Annotated in this window: 18 protein-coding genes; 11 read left to right on the top strand and 7 right to left on the bottom strand. The window is 51.2% G+C overall.

All coding sequences use genetic code 11. The annotated features are described in order from the left end of the window. The first annotated feature begins 2 nt into the window (after nt 1–2). Nucleotides 3–197 (top strand): hypothetical protein, encoded by a 195-nt coding sequence (locus EHT25_RS24225; RefSeq protein ID WP_124877772.1) that lies wholly within the window; start codon nt 3–5, stop codon nt 195–197. Nucleotides 198–270: 73 nt separating this feature from the next. Here the strand turns inward: EHT25_RS24225 and EHT25_RS24220 are convergent, their stop codons facing one another. The 7 genes from EHT25_RS24220 to priA all read right to left on the bottom strand — a co-directional run bounded on the left by EHT25_RS24220 (nt 271) and on the right by priA (nt 10,036). Further along, on the bottom strand, nt 271–1,713 hold the full coding sequence (locus tag EHT25_RS24220; protein ID WP_124877771.1) for a SusD/RagB family nutrient-binding outer membrane lipoprotein: 1,443 nt from the start codon (nt 1,711–1,713) through the stop codon (nt 271–273). A 37-nt stretch (nt 1,714–1,750) separates the two neighbouring features. After that, on the bottom strand, nt 1,751–5,008 hold the full coding sequence (locus EHT25_RS24215; RefSeq protein WP_124877770.1) for a SusC/RagA family TonB-linked outer membrane protein: 3,258 nt from the start codon (nt 5,006–5,008) through the stop codon (nt 1,751–1,753). Between the two features lie 390 nt (nt 5,009–5,398). Next, entirely contained in the window at nt 5,399–6,706 is a 1,308-nt protein-coding gene (locus EHT25_RS24210; protein ID WP_124877769.1) for an aminotransferase class V-fold PLP-dependent enzyme, read from the bottom strand. Between the two features lie 151 nt (nt 6,707–6,857). Beyond that, nucleotides 6,858–7,019 (bottom strand): hypothetical protein, encoded by a 162-nt coding sequence (locus EHT25_RS33500; protein WP_374756171.1) that lies wholly within the window; start codon nt 7,017–7,019, stop codon nt 6,858–6,860. Between the two features lie 20 nt (nt 7,020–7,039). Next, nucleotides 7,040–7,276, bottom strand: coding sequence for a putative toxin-antitoxin system toxin component, PIN family (locus EHT25_RS24205; RefSeq protein WP_124877768.1), 237 nt, complete (start codon nt 7,274–7,276; stop codon nt 7,040–7,042). Beyond that, nucleotides 7,257–7,484, bottom strand: coding sequence for a hypothetical protein (locus tag EHT25_RS24200; RefSeq protein WP_124877767.1), 228 nt, complete (start codon nt 7,482–7,484; stop codon nt 7,257–7,259). Before EHT25_RS24200 ends, EHT25_RS24205 begins: the two co-directional genes overlap by 20 nt. Nucleotides 7,485–7,531: 47 nt before the next feature. Beyond that, complete coding sequence (gene priA, locus EHT25_RS24195; protein ID WP_262707853.1) at nt 7,532–10,036, bottom strand: replication restart helicase PriA; 2,505 nt, start codon at nt 10,034–10,036, stop codon at nt 7,532–7,534. Between the two features lie 503 nt (nt 10,037–10,539). On the opposite strand from priA, the gene EHT25_RS24190 reads away from it, so the two are divergent. The 10 genes from EHT25_RS24190 to EHT25_RS24145 all read left to right on the top strand — a co-directional run bounded on the left by EHT25_RS24190 (nt 10,540) and on the right by EHT25_RS24145 (nt 20,221). Beyond that, entirely contained in the window at nt 10,540–12,402 is a 1,863-nt protein-coding gene (locus tag EHT25_RS24190) for a serine/threonine-protein kinase (protein WP_124877766.1), read from the top strand. 144 nt (nt 12,403–12,546) lie between these two features. Beyond that, nucleotides 12,547–13,254, top strand: a complete 708-nt coding sequence (locus EHT25_RS24185) for an FHA domain-containing protein (protein WP_124877765.1) — start codon at nt 12,547–12,549, stop codon at nt 13,252–13,254. A gap of 125 nt (nt 13,255–13,379) precedes the next feature. Next, a complete protein-coding gene (locus tag EHT25_RS24180; protein WP_124877764.1) occupies nt 13,380–14,846 on the top strand; it encodes a hypothetical protein in 1,467 nt (488 codons plus the stop codon). Between the two features lie 50 nt (nt 14,847–14,896). Next, nucleotides 14,897–15,595 carry an FHA domain-containing protein gene (locus tag EHT25_RS33255; RefSeq protein WP_229311785.1) on the top strand — a complete coding sequence of 233 codons (699 nt, stop codon included), beginning with the start codon at nt 14,897–14,899 and terminating at the stop codon, nt 15,593–15,595. Nucleotides 15,596–15,615: 20 nt separating this feature from the next. Next, complete coding sequence (locus EHT25_RS24170; protein ID WP_124877763.1) at nt 15,616–17,229, top strand: WG repeat-containing protein; 1,614 nt, start codon at nt 15,616–15,618, stop codon at nt 17,227–17,229. Next, nucleotides 17,226–17,978 carry a caspase family protein gene (locus EHT25_RS24165; RefSeq protein WP_124877762.1) on the top strand — a complete coding sequence of 251 codons (753 nt, stop codon included), beginning with the start codon at nt 17,226–17,228 and terminating at the stop codon, nt 17,976–17,978. Before EHT25_RS24170 ends, EHT25_RS24165 begins: the two co-directional genes overlap by 4 nt. Before the next feature lie 47 nt (nt 17,979–18,025). Continuing rightward, the gene (locus EHT25_RS24160) at nt 18,026–18,613 is read left to right on the top strand and encodes an RNA polymerase sigma factor (RefSeq protein WP_124877761.1); all 588 of its coding nucleotides are present in this window, start codon (nt 18,026–18,028) and stop codon (nt 18,611–18,613) included. Nucleotides 18,614–18,620: 7 nt separating this feature from the next. After that, nucleotides 18,621–19,115 (top strand): anti-sigma factor family protein, encoded by a 495-nt coding sequence (locus EHT25_RS24155; protein WP_124877760.1) that lies wholly within the window; start codon nt 18,621–18,623, stop codon nt 19,113–19,115. Between the two features lie 397 nt (nt 19,116–19,512). Beyond that, complete coding sequence (locus EHT25_RS24150) at nt 19,513–19,767, top strand: BPTI/Kunitz-type proteinase inhibitor domain-containing protein (RefSeq protein ID WP_229311784.1); 255 nt, start codon at nt 19,513–19,515, stop codon at nt 19,765–19,767. Between the two features lie 79 nt (nt 19,768–19,846). After that, nucleotides 19,847–20,221, top strand: a complete 375-nt coding sequence (locus EHT25_RS24145; protein WP_124877759.1) for a hypothetical protein — start codon at nt 19,847–19,849, stop codon at nt 20,219–20,221. The last annotated feature ends 215 nt before the right edge of the window (nt 20,222–20,436 follow it).

The raw sequence follows: 20,436 nt of genomic DNA, 5'->3' as shown, positions 1-20,436 counted from the left end.
CGATGGCATCTTTTCTCCAATCCGCATCCATTACCCTCGTCATGGCGTTTAAAATTCTCCTGCTGATCGTTTTCCAGAATAAACCGCTGGTGGTTTTCAGACTATTCTGTTACGCCATCAGCATTCGATTGGGCGTACTTATTCAACTGTTTCTCTATCGTCAGGGCCATCCTTTCCGGCTTTACCGACGAGAATGAACTGTAAAAAAAGCCCGCTTTGAAAATCGGTTTTCAAAGCGGGCATCTTATTTCAGTTATCCGAGCTTCTGATCTACAAGGTATCCCACCAGTTTTTGACGGCCTGCGTATCACCGCCAATGTTTTTGGCGGCTGCCGCGCTATTGACGGTATTGCTCACCCGGCTGCTGCTCGGGTATTTCAACCGTTTGGGCACATCTTTTATATCCGGGTCCAGACTGCCGGATGCCGGATCGATAAACAGGATGTCGCCGTTCGGTTTTTTAATATCCAGCCGCAGCCGTTCCATCCAGGCCTGTAAGCCCTGCATATAGAGCGCCAGCCACTTTTGGGTACCAATCACGTTTTTCCAGTTTCCCGCTTTATACGGCACGCTTTCCAGGTAGGTCGCCACCACTTTCGCATCCACCACACCCCATTGCGCCAGGGAAGCGGTCACGGCTTCCTTGTACAAATCTTCCGCCGTGCCGGTTCCGACATTCATGCCACGGGCGGCTGCTTCGGCTTTGGCAAACGCAATTTCGGCGTAAGTGATCATATATCCCTTGGCCGAACCGCTGAAGGCAACCACGCCCGGTTTCGACAACATAGTCATGAGTGGCGAATTGGCTTCGGTACCATACACCTTTCCGATATACGTTCCTTTGGTGTCGTCAGGCCGGGCGTAAATCGGCAAACGGGGATCGTTAATGGATTTCAAATAATCAACCAGCGTGGAGGTAACCGCGAATTCGACCAACGGCCGTTCGACGTCATTGTATGGAAACCGGCTGGTTGTTGCGGTTAGGTTATACGGGAAAAAGGCATCCTGATTAATACCGGTAAAGGTATTCTTCACCGCTTCTTCAATCACCGCTTTCGATTCGGCAGGCTGAACATCGGCGGCCCGTAAAGCAATTCGGATGCGGAGCGCGTTGGCAATCCGGACCCACTGTTTGGCGTCGCCATTGGCAATAATATCGCCCCGAATAGGGTTGGAAGGCGCCCCCAGAACATCTATCTGTTTTTTCAGCGATGCCAGAATCCCGGCATACACATCTTTGCCTTTGTCAAAAACCGGCTGCGGAATGTCGTCACCTTTGAGCGCCTGTGAATACGGAATGTCGATGTAGGCATCGGTCAAAACGTGAAACAGCCAGGCTTTCAGGATTTCGGCGACAGCCAGTGTATGCGGATTGCTTTCTTCCGGATGCCGGTTGTAATAATTCTGAATTTCCTGCAAATCCATCAGCGGGCCGGAATACAGACCCGTCCACAAACCGTCGTTGGTGAACAAAAACCGCGCGTCGGAAGTTTTGTCGGTTCCTGTCCAGTATTGCGACACTTCCATGCCGATTCGTCCGTTTAAATACGTGTCATACATCAGGTCCGACGCTCGTTTCTGGGCACTAGACAGTAAAAATTCCGGTTGGGTTTCGCTGGATCGCGCCGGATCGGTATTTAATTCCTCGAAGTTTTGACATCCTGAAAAAGCGACGAGCAGAGCCGCCAACAGGAAAATGGTATTGAATTTCATGGCGATAATGTTATCAGTTGGAGTTCCCGAACCGGTCTTAGAAAGTCATGTTGATGTTAAAGCCGTAACTGCGCACGGGGGGCAACGCACCGCCTTCAAAACCAATCTGGTTGCTGATGGAATTGGTAATATTGGCCGGGTCCACATTCGGTGCGCTGCTTTTGATGAGCCACAGATTGCGCCCCGTCAGCGTGAATCGCAGTGCCTGCATCCGGATCTTTTTGGCGACGGCATCCGGGAAATTCCAGCCCAGCCGAACTTCGCGTAAGTAGATGTAGCTGCCGTCGTACAGATTGGCGCTGCTGATGCGGTTTCCGCCGTCGGCGTTGAAGTGCGTCCGGGCCGTAACGACCACATCATTCGGCGTTCCGTCAGCTTTTACGCCCGGATTGATCAGTCCCTTTTCCCGAATGTCCCCCTCGGCGGTTTCTTTTAGCATCCCGGATTTATAGCCGTACAAATTGGTGTACGAGAAAAAATCGCCCCCTTTTTGAAAGTCAATTAAAGCCGAAAGATACAGGTTTTTGAAACTAAACGTGTTGGAGAAACCGCCGATGAAGTCCGGATTGGCATCGCCGATGATAACCGGTGCCGGTGTTACATCGTACGTCCCATTGGCGCCAACAATCTTATTTCCTTTGGCATCGTAGACAAAATCGGTGCCCAGCATGGTGCCCAGCGACATGCCTTTCTGCGCCACCATCGACACTTTGTTCGTGCGTCTTTCCGTACCAATAACAAACCGTTCGATGCCCTGGATGTTGTCCGTGTTCAGGTCGAGAACGGTATTTTTGTTTTTCGAAAAATTCAGAGCGGTTCTCCAGCTAAAGCTCCGCGTGGTAACGGGAGCGACCGAAAGTGTCAGTTCAATCCCCTTATTCTGTACGGTACCGCCGTTAACAACCTTGGTCGTAAACCCACTTTCGGCCGGAGTCTGTATATCCCAGATCTGGTTCTTGGTCCGGCGGTCGTAATAGGTCGCATTGATTCCGATCAGATCGCCGAAAAATTTGAAGTCAAAACCGCCTTCGATTTCCGACGAAAGCTCTGGTTTTAATTTGTTATTGAATAATTTGTCGGAGGTACTTTGCAGCGGAAATGTATTGAACGGAGCTACGTAATCATAATAACGGGAAACGCTGTACGGAATGGCGTCATTGCCGACCTGCGCATACGACAAACGCGCTTTGCCGAGAGTCAGCCAGTTGCTTTTGGGCAGCACATCCGAGAAGATAAACGAGCCGGCCAGGGATGGGTAAAAATAAGAGTAGTTGCCAGTCTGCTGCAGGGTCGAAGCCCAGTCGTTTCGCCCCGTTACCGTCAGGTACAGGTATTTTTTGTACCCCAGCGTGGCCGAAGCAAAAATGGAATTGGTTTGCCGATTGCCGTAGTTATTCGTAATCGTGGCCGGTGTAGCCGAATTTTGCAACACATATACCAGCGGATTCTGAAGGCCGCCGTTCGTCGTGCCCGCATCCACACTCGATTTGATGCTCAGGATGTTTCCACCCGCCACGGCTTCCAGCGTGAGTTTGGAATCCAGAAACGATTTGTTGAGATTCAGTGTACCCTGGTAGTTCGTTTCGCTGTTGACGGCCACCCGTTTGGCGTACGATCCGACGAAAAACCCTTTCGCACTTCTGACTTCGTCGAGGTGATTCAGGTAATCCGAAAACATGCGGACGTCAGCCGAAAGCCAGTCGGTGATTTTGTACGTCAATCCGGCATTGCCGAAATACCGGTTGTTCTGGTCGGTATTAAAGCTCTCATACTGATTCCAGTACGGATTTTGCGTAAAGGCCGGTTTTTGGATATTCCAGGCCGTCCGGTTCCACGACTGCTCCGTGCCGTCCGCATATTTATACTCTTTCAGGTACGCATCGTCGATCTGCCGCTGGCCGTACATGACGTAAAACAGCATGGGATTGTTGCCGAAAAAACCGGTGCCGGGCCGCCCCTTGGAGTCGTCGTGCACGTAATTGATTCCCCCGCTGAACGTGAATTTGTCGGTAAACTTGTAAGTCGTATTCAGGCTGATAAAGTAACGATTCAGCTTACTGCCGGGATAAATAAAGTTCTGCTTCGTTTGCCCCAGCGAAAACCGGATGGAGCCTTTGTCGGTGCTGCTGGCGACCGACAAATTGTTGGAAAACGTAAAACCGGTTTTGAAGAAATCCTTCGCATTGTTGGGATGAGCGCTCCAGGGGGCGGTTTTTCCGAAGTTCGGATTGTTCCGGTCCTGGTCCCACGACCAGTAATGCCGCACCAGCGTTCCGTCCAGTTTTGGGCCCCAGGATTCGTCGGTCGCGTAGTCGGGAATCAGGTCGTATTTTCCTTTGCCGTCGTTGTCGTCAAACGTGCCTCCGCCGGGCAAAAAACCGCTTGGATTCTGATTGACGTACAATTTGGTAAACGTAGAGCTCCCTCCTCCCCCGTACGAATTCTGGAGCTTGGGCAGCAGGGAAACCTGATCGACCTGCATGTTGAGGTCGTAATTGATCGAAATGTTGCCCGAGCCTTTTCCCGATTTGGTCGTGATGTAAATGACCCCGTTCTGCCCCCGGCTTCCGTACAGGGCGGTGGCGGCCGCTCCTTTCAGAACCGAAATATTTTCCACGTCATTCGGGTTGATCAACTGCGCCGGGTTGCCGTAATCGTAACCACCGCCACCGGTTCCCTGCCCGCCCGTTACGCCGTAAGAATTGAGGTTCATGTTCGCCATCGGCACGCCGTCCACAATAAACAGCGCGTTGTTGTTACCGGAAATAGATTTCAAACCACGAATAGTAACCCGTGACGAACCGCCCATCGAACCGCTGTTGCCGCCGATCTGCACCCCCGCCAGCTTGCCCTGCAGCGAGTTGATAAAATTGACCTCGCGGGCTTCCTGAATATTTTTGCCGTCAATCTGCTGAACGGCGTACCCCACATTTCGGGTATCCCGCTGAACCCCGAGGGCCGTTACTACGACCTCCGACAGACTTTTAACGTCCGGCAGAAGCTTGACGGTTACCTTCGACATGCCGGGTGAAACGTCGATTTCCTGGGTTTTAAAGCCAATGGACGAAACGATTAAAGTCCGGTTTCCGGCCGGTACCGAAATGGTAAAATTGCCCGCTCCGTCGGTATTGGTTCCGATGGTAGTTCCTTTTGCTACAACGTTGGCACCGGGCACCGCAGCCCCGGTTTCATCAATCACTTTGCCGGCCACCTGCCGGTTTTGGGCCTGAACCTCGATGGTCCAGATAACAAGTCCGAGCAACAACAGAACGCAATTGCGTAACTTTCTTTTCATGGATACGATTTATATAAAATTTCAAGATTAATTGGTAATTACACATATTTAAATGAAAAGATAAAGTCATTATAATGAGTTTGATCGACGAACCATTTGCGAAGAAATCAGCCGGCCGATTTTACTTTTGTAAGTAATTAGCTTATAGCTCGTTAGTCGTATTCAACGGAAAAGAAAATTTTTATCGAATCCGGAAGGATACTGAAAAAAAATACGCCGGGAAGAAAGTGGAAATACACCCAATAAGGTTACACTTTGTCCGAATCAAGAACAAAGTGAAACCATCGGATGGTAAAAGACGAGCCGTTTCGTGGCGTTTGGGAGTCCGAAAAGGCCGGGTAGGAAAGCGGTTTTGGAGCGACGGAACCGCCCCGTTTCCGTATTGAGTTCTTACGCTTTCTTTTTCTCAGCGGCAATTTCGCCGATGGATTTTACGAGTTTATCCAGCTCCGCCAGCGTCGTATAAACGTGCGGAGTTACCCGAACGCAGCTGATGTTTTCCCAAACGGTGGGCGACGTATTGATTTTGTATTTGGCCATGAGCTTGCCTTCCACTTCGCCCGGCGTCATGCCGTCGATGCTTACTCCGCAGATGCCACACGAGAACTGGGGTTTGAGTGAGGTCGACAATTTGACACCGGGAAACTTCAGCACCTTTTCGGCCCAGTAGTTTTTCAAAAACCGTACCCGTTCCTCCTTGCGTTTGCCGCCGATGGCGTTGTGGAAATTGATGGCTTCGCCAATGCCCTGTTCGATGGGGAAACTGCGCGTGCCCAGCGTTTCGAATTTGCGGATGTCGTCGCTTTTGGGTTGACTGTTGCAGAGCAGGGGCCAGATTTTGGATATTTTCTCTTTTTTGATCCACAGCATGCCGGTGCCGACGGGCGCCGACAGGAATTTGTGCAGGCTCGTGCCGAAATAATCGCAGCCCAGCTCCGGAATTTTGAAGTCCAGCAATCCGAAGGAATGCGCGCCGTCGACAACCACTTCAATGCCGTGTTTTTTCGCCATCTGGCAAATTTTCTGCACCGGCATGATCTGGCCCACCCAGTTGATCACGTGGGTGACGTGAATGATTTTGGTGCGGGGCGTAATGGCCTTCTCGTACTCGCGGACAATCTGCTCGTCATCCTCAATCGGGAATTTGAAACTGAGCTGTTTATACACGATGCCTTCCCGCTGCGCGCGTTGCCGGTAAGCCTGAATGATGTTGGGGTAATCCTGAAGCGTCCCGATCACTTCGTCTCCTTTGGCCAGATCGAGTCCATAGATCACGGTATTGAGCGCTTCGGTGGCATTGCGGTTGATGGCAATTTCGTCGGGCAGCGTCCCCGCCAGCAACGCCAGTTTTTCGCGCACGGGTTCGCGCCCCTGATCCAGAATGCGCCACATGTAGTACGACGGCCCCTGATTGACCATCTGATTGTAGCGTTCCACCGCCTGCTGCACCACCAGCGGAGACGGCGACACGCCCCCGTTGTTGAGAATGATGATGCTGGACGACGAAGCCGTATAGCCCTGCTGGATCGTGCTCCAGTAGGTTTCGTCAGCCGCTACTTCCAGCGGACTGAGGTGCTGCACGCGCTGGTTGGCTGCGGCAAAATCGGCCGCGTGGGTGACGTTAAACAGGCTATTGAGCGAAAAGGCGCTGCCCGCGGCAGCCATTTTTTTTACGAAGTCTCGGCGGTTGTGTGCCATTAGGGAAAGGAATATATTGACCGGTTTTTCGGTCTTCAATATACCTTTAAACTCGGAGTCGCGGAAAACCGCTTGAAAAATTTATAAACAATCTACATCCGCTACCACCGTGACGGCTTTCAAACCTTTATCACTCAGCAATTCATAGCTATTACTCAGCTCTGTGATTCTCCCAGTATTCTTTAGGTGACACGATTCGAGTTGACCGAATCCGATCAAATGTAAAATCGTTCGAATTGCCCGTAATAATGAAATGAGCGTTCGCAACTATGGCAGCTTCTAAAAACTTATTATCGTCGAGATCTTTTATCAACAAAACCCGTTCAGTGGGTTCTATTTTTCGGCTAATTCGTCCAGTCGCAGCAACAGGATTTCAGCATTCCTCTTAAAATGGGTGAATCGGGCAAATTTGGCTCGGTTGAGAACTTCGAGATATTCCTCCCAAATAGCCTCTGACAGGATAAGCTGCGCTTTCCGTGCCAATATAATTTCTTCTACAAGTAAGGCGGGATAACTTCGGGCGATCAGGGCGGAAATCAGAACGTTCGTATCAATGACCAGTTTTTGCATTCCGAACAGCCTCAATTTCCGCGTTTATTTCGTCTGACGACATTCCAGACAGGCCATTCGTTTCGGCAATAGACTGACACTTGTGCAACGCATCACGAGCCACTTCCGTTTTGATCTTATCCACCAACTGATCAAGCGTCATTGAGTCAGACTGCAAACCATAACGGGCAGCCTGCTCGTCGGTCAGCGTTATAGTTAACGTACTCATAATCCTGTTTTTTAGAGAAAACTGATTTTGCTTTGGTCTGGTTCCGGCTACAAACAATCCACATCCGCTACCACCGTGACGGCTTTCAAACCTTTATCACTCAGCAGTTCGTTGATTTTTTCGAGGATAAAAACCTTGGCGGCTTTCGGGCTGATGCTGCGTTCGAGTTTGATCAAAACCGTATACAGATACTGGTTTCGGATGCGTTCCACCAGCGGAACTTCCGGTCCCAGCACCCGCGCTTCGCCCAGCTTTTCGGTCAGTTGGGCCACCAGCCGCTCGGCTGCCTGTTGGCTGACCCGCTGCTCGGCATGCCGAACCGTCAGTTTGATGAGCCGCGAGAACGGCGGATAATTGTAGTTTTCCCGCTCAACGATCTCTTCCTCAAACAGTCCTTTGTAATCATTTTCCAGAATTTTCTGTAAAACCGCCTGCTGCGGATTACTGGTCTGAATCAGCACTTTACCGCGTCGGTCGGCGCGCCGGCCCGCCCGACCGCTGACCTGCGTAATCATCTGAAAGGCCCGCTCGATGGCCCGAAATTCCGGGTAGTGAATCATCCGGTCGGAGTCAAAAATCCCCACCAGACTCACGTTCCCAAAATCCAGTCCTTTGCTGATCATCTGCGTTCCGACGAGAATATCGACGTTGCCACCCTCAAACTCCGAAATAATCTGCTGATACGCATTTTTAGCCCGCGTCGTGTCCAGATCCATCCGCTGAATCCGGGCTTCGGGGAACACAATCTGGAGTTGATCCTCCAGCTTTTCGGTCCCGAAACCGATCGTCCGAACCTTGTACGACCCACAGGCCGGGCAACTTTTCGGCACCGGATCTTTGTGACCACAATAGTGACAGCGCAATTCGGCGTCGCGCATGTGGTAGGTCAGGCTGACGTCGCAATTGGGACAGCGTCCCGTCCATTCGCAGTCTTCACACTGCAAATACGGCGAATACCCGCGCCGGTTTTGAAACAGGATGCTCTGCTCCCCGCGCTCCAGATTCTGCTGCAACTGGTCGAGCAAGACCGATGAAAACTCGTTTTTCATCTTCCGCTGCTGTTTTTCCAAACGCGTATTCACCAGCACAATGTCGGGCAGCATGGCGTCGCCGTAACGTTCGAGCAGTTCCACAAAACCGTAGCGCCCCTGCTGGGCGTGGTAATAACTTTCAATGGAAGGTGTTGCCGATCCCAGCAGTACCTTGGCCTTCTGCCAGTGGGCAATCATCATGGCCACGTCGCGGGCGTGGTAGCGCGGAGCCGGGTCGTGCTGTTTATACGACGTTTCGTGTTCTTCGTCCACGATAATCAGCCCCAGGTTGTCGAACGGCAGAAAAACCGCCGAGCGAACACCTACCACAAACTGGTATTGTCCGTCCACAATTCCCTTCCAGACTTCGACGCGTTCGTTGTCCGAGAATTTTGAATGGTAAATTCCCATTTTGTCGCCAAAGACTTTTCGCAGGCGAACCACAATCTGGGTGGTCAGCGCAATTTCGGGCAGCAGGTACAACACCTGGGAGCCGCTTTCCAGCGCATTCTGAATGAGGTTAATGTAGACCTCCGTTTTGCCGCTTCCGGTAATACCGTGCAGCAACACAATGTCTTTTTCGGTGAACGCACTGAGTACCTGATTACAAGCCCGTTGCTGAATCTCAGTTAGTTTCACCTCAACGCTTTGCATATCCTCGTCACCAAACCGGGGAACAATGACCTCGAAGGTTTCAAAAATCTGATTCTTGATCAGGGTTTGCAGCGACGATTGCGAGAGTTCATCGTCCTGGTTCAGAATGGTTTTATCGAGCCCCTTGCGGTTCAGCGCCGGATTGTTCAGTACCGGAATGTAGCTCAGGTATTTCATGATCACCTCCTGCTGTTTCGGCAGCTTTTCCAGTCCGTTAATTAAGGCCAGAATCTGCTCCCGGTTTTCGTAATGGGCCGTCAGCCGGACTTTCCGCACCATTTTCGGCACGTACTTTTCCCGCACTTCGTCGAACACAATTACCGCCCGTTTGCCCACCAGCGATTTGATGGTCGTTGGCACGTTGGTTTCTCCGACCAGTCGGCCCAATTCTTCGTACGACAGCGCCGAGTGCTTTTTGAGTTCGTCCAGCAAGCGCACTTCGTCGTCGGTCAGCAGTTCGGGGTAATCGAAATCCGGGTTGTACTGCACCTTCGACTGGCTCGTAATCTTCAAACCCGACGGCAGGGCCACGTTCAGCACATCGCCGATGTTGCAGAGGTAATATTCTGCCATCCAGCTAAATAGCTCCAGCTGATAGCCGGTAACCAACGGATATTCATCCAGTAGTTCAAGGATGTATTTGGCCTGATACGTATTCGGTGGCTGGTGGTGAATGCGCCCCACGACCGCCGTATACACCCGGTTTTTGCCAAACGGAACAATCACCCGCGCCCCCACTTTCAGCCGTTCCACCATATCGCGCGGGACGCGATAGGTAAACAGTTTCGGAATCGGAACAGGGATGATCAGGTCAGCAAAAAAGGTGGTTTCTTCGTCGAAAGCAACGAGTTGGGGCAGCGATTGCACAATGAATACGGCTTAAATTCTTATACAGCAGACAATCCGACAAAAGAGAAAAGAAGCGAGATTAACTCATCCATGTTAAAGTCAATAGTCGTTCCTCTATTCTCTTTCTTCTTTTGTCTTACTATAGCAAGTTAACAATTGCTGCGATAAGTTCCTCCCGATCTTTCCCAATCTGCCAACGGGCAGTTTTCTGAAACCGCTCCCGTAACCTAAAATCGTTAGTAGTAACTATTGAATAGTTAGGGATAAGCATCGAAATTGGGCGGGTTTCGATAGGCCGGTTTTCCCATTTGACAACGCCTTATTTTACGCCTGAATTCTCTTAAATTGAGAGAAAATTCACCTTTTCCCAACCACATCTGATTGATAATCAAGAAGTCGAAAAAATACTTATACGCTTTTCCTGAAAAACCGCTGACATTAACCCGGTAAGATTGATGAAATCACGGACAACGAACGGGGCGGCTCTTTCGCAGCCTTCATAACCTTTACTTCAGAGTTTTATGCAAACGCAACTTCTTACCTACACATTAAGCCGGAAATTAGGTGAAGGCGGAATGGCCACCGTCTGGTACGCCGAGAATGCGCTCGGAAAACGCTTCGCGATCAAAGTACTGAAGCCGGGGATGGAACTCAAGGAAAAACTGGCCGAGCGTTTCCGGCTGGAAGCCAAAATGATGGTCAGTCTGGAACATCCGCATATTCGCCAGGTAATTGATTACCACGAAGATGCGAGCACGATGGCAATCATTATGGAGTATCTGGAAGGTGAAGACCTGGGGCGGTATCTGATCGAACACGGGCCGGTTTCCGAAAAGCAGGCCCTCAACTGGTTCAACGACATTCTGGATGCGGTGGGCTATGTACACCAGAAGAATTACGTCCATCGCGACATCAAGCCCACGAATCTGTTCCTGACCCGCAACGGTTCGATCAAGGTGATGGACTTCGGCATTGCCAAGATCGTCAACGCCAACCTGGAACTGACCGAAACCCACACCAACATCGGCTCACCCCAGTACATGAGTCCGGAGCAGATTACCACACCCAAATCCATCGATTACCGCACCGATATTTATTCGCTGGGCGTGACGCTCTTCGCCCTGTTGACGGGCAAAAAACCGTATGACGATTCGTATGGTTCGGCCTACACGGTTCAGGCCGAGATTGTTAAAAAACCGCTTCCGTTTATTCCGGGTGTTTCGCAGCGCGTCAACGCGGCCATTCAGAAAGCGACCAGCAAAAATCCCGCCGATCGTTTTCAGAGTTGTGCGGCCTTCAGAGAGGCTCTGGCAGAACCGCAACCGGTTTTTGTGGGCAATGATGACGACAAAACGCTGATCCGGAATCCGAACCAGCATCTGTTTAATCTGCCGGAAGATGTTCGAAAAAAAGAGATGGCGAAACCGGAAGAGGTGAAAGAGGTAATTCTTGACCCGAAAAAACCGGACGATGGTTCGAAGAAACAGGCCGAAAAGAAATCCCACACGCTCCGCAATGTGATCATCGGCTTCGTTGTGCTGCTGGTGCTGGGTGGTGGGCTGTTCGCATTCTGGACGTATGTTGTCAAAGGCGACATTACGAAAGGCGTGGAACTGGCGAACAAAGGGCAATATACCGAAGCGTTTTTTCTGCTTTACAAACACCGGGATTCGCCCTTCATGACGCCCGAAGCGATTCATCATCTGGGTTACATGTACAATACTGGCACGGGTACGCAACGGGATTACAGCGAAGCACTGCGCTGGTACTGGAAAGCGGCCGACCAGGGTTACCTGCTGAGTTTGAGCAACATCGGTGCGATGTATCAATTTGGAATGGGCGTGGCCGTCGATCTTCCGAAAGCCCGGGATTATTACGAAAAAGCCGCAATGGGCGGTATCGCAAAGGCAAAATACAATCTGGGCGAACTGTATTACAACGGCAACGGCGTGAACCGTAACTATTACGAAGCGGTCCGTTATTACCGCGAAGGTGCCGAAGGTGGTGATGCCGGTGCCCAGTATAAACTGGGATTGTGTTACCAGTATGGCAACGGCGTTAGCAGTGACTATTCGCAGGCCGAATATTGGTACCGGAAAGCCGCCAGCCAGAACTATGCGGAAGCACAGAATTCAATTGGTGCGCTTTATTACAAGGGGTATATCGGCGGCAATGGCGCCGATTACGCAACGGCCCGGTTCTGGTACCTGAAAGCGGCTGAGCAGAACAACATCTATTCACTCTATAATCTGGGCTACCTGCACGATTACGGGCAGGGTGTCACCCAAAACTGGACAATCGCTGTCGATTATTACAAACGAGCCGCCCGGTTGGGTTCCGCTGACGCCCAGAAACGGTTGAACCAGTATTCGATACGCTGGTAAATCGGTTTACGGTTTTCAGTATTCGGTTTACGGTGGCTGGCGCATGCTCCAACAAGAACGCGGCAGTAAGCATGCGTCAGTCACCGTAAACTGAATACCGTAAACCGTAAACTATCAAACCTTAAACCCTCAAACCTGAACACCATGACACCCGATGCTTCCCGGCCGACCGCTTTGCGCGTGATCCGGATCGGAAAAAATAAAGACAATGACCTGGTGCTCGAAAAACCGGGCATCAGTCGGTACCACGCCCGACTGACGTTGTATACCGATTTTCTGGGTTTGCTTGAAGACCTCGACTCCACGTACGGAACCGAGGTCGATGGGCGTCGGATTGTGCAGAAAATGATTACGCCGAGCAGCAACGTGGTGCTGGGAACCATCGCCAAACTGGACGTGAAAACGCTTTTTGAGAAGGTCCGCCCCCAGCTTCAACCACCTCCCCCTCCGCCGATCCCCAAACCGGGGGCGGGACCAATACCGGGGCTAACACCCGGACCCATCCCGCAACTGACGCCCCCAGGCGGCAATTTTGCCGAAGAATTGTCCCGACTGAGCTGGCATTATGAACAGTATGTGATGGCGAAACAGGAAATCCTGACCGGCGATCCGAAGAAAAAAGCCTGGATTCGGGTGGCAATCGGCTGGGTGCCGTATGCCGGTTTTCCACTGGCGGCTTTGATCGACGCCTATGTTTTCAATACCAGCGAACGGGTTCAGGTGCTGGACGAAGCGTTCCGGCGCGATTACAAATGCCCGAACCCCGCCTGTCAGCAGTTTTTGGGCTATGTTCCCTACGGCGAACTGGTGCGGCAACGGCAATGCCGGTATTGCAAATGCCTGTGGGTCTGATCACCGAAAAAAGTTTGAAAAATTTTTCACTCAGGCACTGACATTCCGAAAGTGGCCCGGATAAAGAAGTAGAAACCGCAACAAGGCGATTCAAAAAACAGCTCACATACTAAATCATTCCGACCATGCTCCCGACTTCCGACTCCTTCGATCAGCCAACGCAAACAGGAAACGATCAGGCCACGCCAGTAGCCAAAACCGGTGGTAAAAAACTGACCGGCAAACAAAAAGCCGTCCTCTTCGCCGGTTTGGGCGGGGCAGCCGCCATCGCCGGTGGCAGCGCCCTGGCCTGGGGTATGAGCGAAGAAGATGGCAAAGCCAACAACAATCACCCGGAAACCAAACCGGCTGCGGAAACGCCTACCAAAGTGGAAGAACCCAAACCGTCGACCGAAACGCCTTCCGACAGCACGCACGTCAGCACCAGTCCCCGCCCGGAAGTAGCGCCAAATGCCACCTCCTCCCACACCACTCCTTCAGAAACCAGCGAAACGCCTACTCCTCACGAACCCATGGTGGCTACCCACGTTACCGACGACATGTCTTTCGAAGACGCTTTCAAAACCGCCCGCGCAGAAGTTGGCCCCGGTGGTTATTTTGAATGGAACGATCACCTCTACAACACCTACTACAAAGAAGAATGGGAAGCCATGAGCGAAAAACAGCGGGAAGACTATGCCGCTTCACTGAATGACGAAACCAGGTCGGAATCAACTCATTCGGCGAGCGACAATACCAGCAGGGCTGACGTCAAAATCGGTGAATACAACGGACAAACCGTGGCACTGGGCGATGGAGACCACGATGGCGATGCGGAAGCGATTGTTTTCAGCGACGGAAAAACCGGCATCATTGACCGCGACAACGACGGCATCATGGACACCCGCGTGGAGCTGGATCCAGAAACGCATACAATTACGGCCGAAGCTCCACTGGCAACCACTTTCGCAGCACCGAAATTGAGCGATCTGGATTCTTTCAACAACCGACCGGTTTCGAACGAAACTACGCCGGAAACCAAACCGGTGGTTGTCACGACTGAATACCAGGGACACACGATTGTCGCCGGTGACACGGACCACGATGGCGATGCCGAAGTGGTAATTGTCGATGGAACTTCCGGCGCGGTGGATACTGACAACGACGGTATTTTGGAAACCCGGATTGAGTTGGATCCCAACTCGCACGAAGTGATTGCTTCGGCTCCGATGACGGAAGTCTACAATGCACCCGCGCTGAGCGACTTTGGCACCTCTCAAAATCAGACGACGCCCGCGAACGACACGACTCCGGAAGTGGAAGTTGTAACCGTCAATCAAGATGGACACGAGGTTACAATGGGCGATTCTAACCACGATGGCTATGTAGATATTGTGATGCTGGAAGATGGAAAAACCGTTTTCGATGCAGACGGGGATCACCAGTTCGACACGGTTGCTCAGGTTGATATGAACACCGGCGAAGTGTTGTCCGCTGCACCCCTGGAACACCCGATTGAAGCACCAACGATGGATAGTTTTTCGTCCGATGAAAATCGGATGGCCAGCAACGATTATGATAACAACGCCGACGTCAGCGACTGGGTCGCGTAAGCCGGTTTTGTTCGTATTCACTCCGTAAATTGCTTTTCGCCGAAATCATCATGAACGTTCAGGAACTCACTCTCACTTGCGGAAATCCGGCCTGCCGCGCTGGTCTTACCGTTCGGGTCAAAGTCCCCACGCAGGCCAAAGAAGTCAAATGCCCGAAATGTGGTTACTTAAATCCTTTACCCGCGAATTTGTCGGCACCCGACAAACCGGTCCCGGCGGCTTCGGATGAAGAAACGCTGATCAAGGAGAACGACAACGAAAAAACGTGGATACAAGGCGAGGGAAAGACCAAACCGGCGCTGCCGGAAGTGCTCGGCTGGCTGATCGTTCATGATGAAAAAACGGCGTCGCAGACGTTCAATCTGAAAAAAGGGCTCAACACAGTCGGGCGGATTTCCCGGAAATCACCGTCTGATCTGATGATTCAAACGGAGGATCGGTACATGAGCCGCCCGCATTGCACGATTGAAGTAAAGATCAACAAAATGGGGCAGGTGGATTACGTGCTTCAGGACGGTGCCCGCCAGCCCGACGGCACCCGGAAAAAAAGCCAGAACGGCACTTTCCTGAATGGCCAGGAACCGGCGCTGCATCCTTCGGAACAAATCTACCTGAAAGACGGTGACACCGTTCAGATCGGCGAAACCAAAGTGGTGCTGAAAACGTATCAGATGTCCGAGTCCCTCCAGAAAGCGCACCGTCAGGTGGAGGGAACTGACTATACCCGCACCATTTTATCCTTCAACTAGTACCAACCGGCCCACTTCCCATGAAATTAACCATTCACCCGCCTTTGGGGTATTCCTTTCAGGGTGGACGCAGCAATAACGAAGATACTATTTTCCCACAGGCCGACGACGCTACGCAGCAACAGCCGTGGTTTATGGTGTGCGACGGCGTGGGCGGAGCCGCCCGGGGCGAAATCGCCAGCCACATCGCCGTTGAGGGTTTTAACGACTACTTCGTCCGGAATCCGGAACCGGTGGCCACGCCGGTTTATCTGCAAACGGCGCTGGATCACGTCCAGGCTCGGTTCGACGACTACCTGGCGTGGCACCCGGAAGGCAACGGAATGGCGACCACCCTGACCATGCTCTATCTGCACGAAGCCGGAGCCAGCGTGGCTCACATTGGCGACAGCCGGGTCTACCACCTCCGCGATGGCAAGGTGGTCTGGCGAACCGAAGATCATTCGCTGGTGAATCAATTGCTGAAAGCCGGAGTCATTTCCCGCGAAGAAGCGCGTGAACATCCCCAGCGGAACGTCATCGAACGAGCCATTCAGGGCAATACCAAACCGGTCAAAATCGACGTTCAGGTGCTCAATGACGTTCGGCCCGGCGACTATTTTTTCCTTTGTACCGACGGCGTTCTGGAACGGGTCAGCGATGAACTGCTGGAGAATGTATTGGGCACAGCGGCATCCAATGAACAGAAAAAACAAACGCTGATCGATTGCTGTACCGGAAAAACCAAGGATAACTTCTCGGCGTATCTGGTTCAGATTGAAACCGTTAGTGGCGAAGTCTCCGACGAATACCGGTTTTCCGCTCCGGTTTATGCCCATCCGGAAACCGTGGCCGATGAAACCGTGGCCGTGGTGGCGGTTGATTCCGTCCGGACCACCCCGGCTCCGGTCGAAAATAAAGTTCCTCCGCGTATTATTCCGGAACCGCGACCGAATCCCGTTCCCAAGCGCAGCGTTGAACAACCAGCCCCGAAAGACAACCTTTTTCCGGATTCCGATTCACTTCCCCGCCTGCTGACCGTCGCCCTGATTGCCGCCGTATTGACACTGGGTGGCGTGATGACTTACAAATGGGCGAAATCCGACGAAACGGGTCAGGTTCAGGGGGCAGGAACCGCACACAAACCAACGAGACAGAACCCGAAAATTGATGTTTTGCCGCCGAATACCAAACCGGATCAGCCGCTGGATGACACCGAAAGTGTTAGTCAGGCGGTCATCAGTGCCGGAAAAGCACCGGTTCTAATCACCGGAAAGCTTTATAAAAAACAGACCGAAGACGGCTGGATTCTGGTAGACGAAAAGGGGGAGAAAAAACGTAAGACCAAGTCGTACGATGAAATCGGAAAAGCCAGCGATGATTTCATTACCGTACGGAAAGACAACAAATGGGGCTACATCAATCTGGATGGCCAAATAAAAATCCGATGCCAGTTTGACAAAGCTGCCAATTTTGCCGAAGGCCGGGCGCTGGTTTCCAAAGACGGCCAGGAATACTACATCAATAAATCCGGGCAGGTTGCACAACCCGTTGAATCGACGCCCGGCCAGCAAACGGCCGTTTTAAAAATCGACCCAATAGCGGCCTCCTTCCAACCAACTAAAATATTCATCTTCAATAAGATACGCTCATGAAATGGTATTTAGCAACTATTCTGACGCTGGTGACAATTATTAATACATTTGCCCAGCAAACCTACGCCATCGTCATCGGGGTGGCTGATTACGTGGGCACGGTCAACGACCTGCAGTATGCCGATGACGACGCCACGCTGGTCACCCGGTTTTTGCGCGGCCCGAAAGGCGGCAGCGTTCCGGCCGCGAATATCGTGACGTTGGTGAATCAACAAGCCAGCCACGCCAACATCATGCGGGCACTCCAGCTATTTCAGCGCGCCCAACGCAATGACCGGGTGATTATTTTCTTTTCCGGGCACGGCGCCGATGGCACATTTTTCACCGCCGATGGCCAGGAACTCCTGCACGCCGAAGTAAAAACCGCCTTCCGGCAGTCGGCGGCCAACACCAAGATTGTCTGGGCGGATGCCTGCCATTCGGGCAGCATCAGGCGGAAGTCCAACGCCCGCACGGCTTCTCACCAAACCTACAAGCAACTGAATGATCCGTCGCTCAACGTCGTCGTCATGGCGTCGTCGCGCTCGAGTCAGAAATCCGGCGAGTATAATTCGTTGCGGCAGGGTGCTTTCACGTATTATCTGGTGAAAGGAGCCGAGGGAGCCGCCGATAGTGACCGAAACCGGATCGTGACCATCCGCGAACATTTTAAATACGTCAGCAACGGGGTTCGGCAAACCACGCATAACCAGCAAATTCCGATCATCTACGGCAAATTTTCCGATTCAACCCCCGTCACGATTTTATAAGGCGTTTGTTCCCTGTATATTGAGAAGATTTTTGTTAATCAACGATTATGATTCTGCCACCCAATCCGTGCAGTGCCTTTCCCACCGATGAACTGCTTTTTGCCGGTTTAAAAAACAGCGACGACCGGGCCTACGCTTGTCTCTACGCCCAAACATTCCGCTCGTTCGCCCATTATGTGCAAACCAATCAGGGATCGATGGAACACGCGCAGGACGCGTTTCAACAAGGGATGGCGGAGTTCTACGTTGCCGTAAAATCCGGACGCTATCAGTTGTCGCCCTCGGCCCGATTGAAAAGTGTTCTTTTTGAATTTTGCAAACGCAAGTGGATCAACGAATTGCAAAGTGCCCGTCACCGCCATACGCAACCGCTGGATGTGTACGTTGACCGATCTGACGACGACCCGACGGATGCACTGATGACTTTTTCCGAAAATGTCAGCAAAGTCAACCAGTTGCTCCAGCGGATGGGCGAGAATTGCCAGCGCGTGATCGACCTGTTTTATATTCAGGGAAAACCGCTCGTCGAGATTGCCCACATCATGAATTACACGCCCCAAACCGCCCGCACCAAGCGGTATGAATGTACCGAACAACTGAAGAAGCTGTTCTGGGGCAGAGGCCCATTAAACTAGTACGATCATGGCTTTAACTGAATCCGAATACGACCGAATCGAAGCTTACCTGGAAGGCACGCTCTCGCCCGACGAACAACGCCAGTTGGAAGCAGAACTAGCCGCCGATCCCGACCTGCAACAGGCCGTCGACGAACACCGGGTGATCTGGGAAGGGCTGCAGGTACCGGTGGCGGTGGAATATTTTCAGGAAATGCACGGCCAGCTCGAAGAGCAGGGATTGCTCGAATTTGACGATCTCTGGGTGGAAGCGGTTGAGCCATCGCACAGTTCCTCGGAACACCCAGCGCATCCGCACGCGGAGCACGACGAACCGGAAGTTTTTGTAACCTCCGAACCGAAAACCGCTTCGGACGATCCGACCTCACACATCGAAGTGGCGGTTCAGGATGACCTGGACGTTCATCACCCTTCCCCGGAACCGGACCACCAACCCGACGATTGGGATACCCCGCCCGAGTCGGACAACTCCGACCCGCATTTTAATGGTCCGGATGAATAGTAATTGCCTTTTAAAGTTGGTAATGGTTTTTCCGGTAAACCGCTATACGCCATCTGTTAACGGCTGCTGCTATTTTTTAGACTCGATTTGTCTATGTAACAATAGCGTGGTTTGTAAATGGGACGTTAATTAGATTTTCATTTCTGCGTACAAATCCCTTAATGCTTCCTGCTGGGTAACACCCGCACCAACAAAATGCAGGTTTCGGCCGCGCTTCCCAGTGTTGACAGTCTTGGCTATATACCAGTACTGGCCAGACCAATAATACTGCCCGTACCAGCCAATCTTTCTATTTTCCATTCGGACGTTTGTAAGACTTGGTTTTTTCTTTCCCATTTACAACCCTGGACACTTGAAAAGACTCTAAAAGGAAAACTACTCTTTGCTTATTACCATTATGAAACCAATAACTGCCTTTGTAATAATTGCTTTCTCTCTAGGTGGTTGTGAGAAGAATAGTATAAAATCACCCCGATGCGAACTCAAACCGGAAAGTGGACCATGCTTCGCGGCCTTTACCAAATATTATTATGATCCATCCAGAAAGGTATGCAAATCCTTTGTATGGGGTGGTTGTGGGGAGTTGTGCCATTCGAAACTCTCGCCGAGTGTGAGGCATGTTTGCGCCATAATTAAATTGAATCACTCATAAACCAGAGGTTTTGGAAACAATTATATGATTAACATTCATTTTGTCTTTATGATTACATTAACATTTAATCTGAATCCGAATGAGAAAGCTACTCACTCTCTATTTTTTGGTAAGGTTAATGACAAGTTGCAATCGTAACGTTGAACCAGATGCCGCCACGATGATAGCTGGAAAATATGAGGTAGTTAAAGTGAAATACATGGGATTTGATATTACCGGTAACTACAAATCAACAATTACGGTCACCAGGTTGACGGCTAGCACGGTACATGCAGAAACAACCTTCCCCTATGGAACGAGTCCAGTCAGTGATACATGGACAGTAACAAAAGTTGCTAACGACTCAATTGCCATTAAGACCAGTGGACAATATGTAATCCGCAATCAGAATAATGAGATTTATACGCCCTTAGCCGATGGCTCGTTGGAATTGCTTTATAGGAAAAGCAAATGACCACCTAATAGATTTACGTCAATAATTATAAACGGACGTTAGTTTTATAATACCTACTAATCGTTATAAGAATTAGTAGGTTTAGCAGGTAAAAATCGCTCCTCAGCGGAGATTCAGCTATATTTAAAACAGTTTCTTTATTACGGCTTCTATATGAGTTTACTACTGACTAACTACAACTTAGATTTTGTTGAGGATAACAATGATTCCTTAGG

Origin of the sequence: Larkinella rosea (assembly GCF_003858635.1) — a bacterium.
GTDB classification, from domain to species: domain Bacteria; phylum Bacteroidota; class Bacteroidia; order Cytophagales; family Spirosomataceae; genus Larkinella; species Larkinella rosea.
This window is presented reverse-complemented; position numbering and strand designations above follow the sequence as displayed.